The sequence below is a fragment of the Rhabdaerophilum sp. genome, assembly GCF_046092605.1.
In the GTDB taxonomy this organism is placed as follows: Bacteria; Pseudomonadota; Alphaproteobacteria; order Rhizobiales; family Beijerinckiaceae; genus Rhabdaerophilum.
On sequence record NZ_JBJTDY010000164.1, the window covers coordinates 1 to 3,008 of the forward strand.

Consider the following 3,008-nt stretch of genomic DNA (forward strand, 5'->3'; position numbering starts at 1 on the left):
CAGCATGAGCTCGGCCCTAATTTCACCCCGCTCGTTCCCCCCCCAGACCATACGAAGATCTACACGATTTGCATCCACACCGTGGCGCAATCATACTTCAAGGCGCCAACGTTGTGGATGCAATACTTGTAGATCTGCATATGGTCGGCGGTGGTAACGAGCGTGTTGAACTTCGTGCCGAGCTCATGCTGGGCCGAAGCCACTTCGTGATGGTGCTTTTCGACCGAGACGCCCATCTGCGCCATGGCCGCGAGCATTTCGCCGCGCATGTCCTGCGCCGAATCCTGCGGCGGAACCGGGAAGTAGCCGCCCTTGGTGGCAATGCGGTGGCCGAGATTGCCGCCCTCATAATCGGTCATGCCGTTGATCGGCAGTTCCGAATGGTCAAGCTTGAAGCCGGTATTGTAGGGGTCGGCCGCGAACTTCACATCGTCGAAGATGAAGAACTCCGCTTCCGGGCCGAAGAAGGCCGTGTCGCCCACGCCCGACTGGGCCATGAACATCTCGGCGCGCTTGGCAATGCCGCGCGGGCAGCGGTTATACATCTCGCCGGTGGCCGGCTCGAGCACATCGCAGTTGATCGACAGCGTCGAGGCCGCGAAGAACGGGTCGAGGGTCGCCGAACCGAAATCCGGTTTCAGCAGCATGTCCGACTCGTTGATGGCCTTCCAGCCGGCGATCGACGAGCCGTCGAACATGATGCCTTCATCGAGCGTCTCTTCATCGACGATCGAGATGTCGAAAGTCACGTGTTGCCACTTGCCGCGCGGGTCGGTGAAGCGGAAGTCGACATATTTCACGTCGTTTTCCTTGATGAATTTCAAAACGTCCTTGGCGCTCTTCATGGCCGTATCGCGTCCTCTGTCGTTCACGTTAGCTTCGGGTTGGTTTTCTGGTCGGGCCGGTTTCGCGAGCGCGGACGGCGAGGTCCATCCTGCCGGGCGGAGGCCGCCTGGCCGGATGATGGGGAACGGAACCGTCAGATGGCGTCGTTCCCGGTCTCGCCGGTCCGGATGCGGACCGCTTGCTCGACGGAAGAAACAAAAATCTTGCCATCGCCGATCCGGCCCGTCTGGGCCGCGGTCTTGATGGCCTCGATGGCCTCATTCACGAGCCCATCGGAGAGCACCACCTCGATTTTCACCTTGGGCAGGAAATCGACGACATATTCGGCGCCGCGATAGAGTTCCGTGTGGCCGCGCTGGCGGCCGAAGCCCTTGGCTTCAATGACGGTTATGCCCTGGACGCCGATGCCCTGCAGGGCTTCCTTCACCTCATCGAGCTTGAAGGGCTTGATGATCGCTTCCAGCTTCTTCATGGCGCGTCCTCACGAGGGTCATCACGTTGGGTCGTCCGCCTTCCTTCCCGAAAGGCCAGAGTCCGTCAATAGGCGGAAAGCGCGAGAAAAGGGGCCGTTGAGCCATTTTCTCACGATGCGCTTTCGTGGATAGCATTTTGCTTAATAAGCAGGCATACTGCGCACATTGTAGACAGGGTGCTTGCGCTCAACTCGTGATCTCCAGATGGGTCGCCACGCCGGTTTCGGCATGGTCGGCGATCGTCGAGCGCAACGCATGGCGGCCGACGAGATCGGCGATGAGGGCGATGCGCTGGACCTGACCCGGACCAAGATAGACCGTATCGAGAAAATACGGCTCCCAGCCATCGTCAAAGGGGTGGAGAAGGCGGAAGCAATGCCCGTCGAGCCCCAGCACCTGGGGCCAGGCCGTCTGGTTTTTCAGCGCGAGCACCACTTCGCGGCCGCGCTTCACCCGCAGCAGCGGTTTACCGGGCGGGGCGCCCGGGACATCGCCGATCGCGCCGCCATTGAGTTGGAAGATGCGCAAGGGGTCCGGGAAAGCCTTGCGCATCGCCTCCGGATCGGGGCTGGCCTCGCGGGGCCAGCCGCCGGTGATGGCGAGATCGGCACGCGCGGCGTTCTGCAGCCTGATGGCGGCGGGCAGGCCGGGATCGGGCAGCGCCGTCACCGGGCCGCGCGCGGAGACGGTCTCACCCTCCGTGCGGATGATGAAGAGGGGTGCGGGGGTGGCGAACCTGGCCTCCAGGCGAGCGTCGATCCCCGCCTCGCGCGGGACATCGACGATCATCTCGCAGCGATTGCCCGGCGCGAGGGTGACCATGCGCTGGAGCGGATCGAAGGGCGCGCAGGGCGTCGAATCGATGGCGATGACGCGCGCGACCAGCCTCTGCGCGTGAAGTGGAATCGTGCGGGCGGGCGCGACATTGGCGAGTCGGAGGCGCAGGCGGGCACCGGGCCGCGCGGTGAGCTCAAGCGGTGCTTCGCGGCCATTGACGCTGAGGCGGTTGCCGAGCCTGCCAAGGCGGGCGGCATCACGAAGGTCTGCGAAATCACCGGCGAGTTCGCCTTTTTCGGTCAGCCGCCAGTCGCCGACGAGAACCGGAATGTCATGGTCGACATCCGGCGGGCGTGGCTCTTCCACAATCACGACCGCGTGAAGCCCGCGGGCTCGCGCCTCGCGCGAGGGGGCTGGTGGAACCGCCTTCAACAGGAAGCTGCCGGGTTGGCTCGTGGGAAAGGCGAGGCTTCCGGCCTGCCCGGCGCCGATGCCGCTGGTCGCATCGCCGGTCACGGTGCGGCGCAGGCCGCGCAGCGCCAGCGCGACAGGCTGGGCGAGATCGTTACGCAACCCGATCCGGGCATCGCCCGAGGGCTGGAAGCGCAGGGCAGGGATATCCGGCGGTGACGCCTGCGGGGACGGGGCGGGGTCGGGCCTGAAGAGGAACAGGGTGCTTTCGGGCGATTCCGCGCCCATCAGCCGGGCGCCGAGGCTCGCGGCGCTCAGGTGCGCGTTCTGGATCGGCGCAGGCGGTGTTCTGGCCGCGGCGCGTGGCTCTGCGGCGGGGCGTGGCGCGGGTGCCGGCTGGGCTATTGCCGGGCCAAGGCTCGCACCCAGCGCCAGCCCGGCGAGAAGCTGCCGGCGATCCGGCTTCAAGGGGGAGGAGGGGGTCGACGGGCGCTTCGGCAT

The 3,008-nt window shown here is 65.3% G+C and carries 2 protein-coding genes and 1 pseudogene; all 3 read right to left on the bottom strand.

The features are described 5' to 3' along the window. Positions 1–80 precede the first annotated feature (80 nt). Positions 81–845 (bottom strand): annotated as a pseudogene (locus tag ACKODO_RS12705) (glutamine synthetase beta-grasp domain-containing protein); the annotation flags it as partial. 134 nt (positions 846–979) lie between these two features. Further along, a complete protein-coding gene (locus ACKODO_RS12710; RefSeq protein ID WP_408983804.1) occupies positions 980–1,318 on the bottom strand; it encodes a P-II family nitrogen regulator in 339 nt (112 codons plus the stop codon). 187 nt (positions 1,319–1,505) lie between these two features. Further along, positions 1,506–3,008 (bottom strand): multicopper oxidase family protein (locus ACKODO_RS12715; protein WP_408983805.1); only part of this gene is annotated, 1,503 nt, incomplete at its 5' end.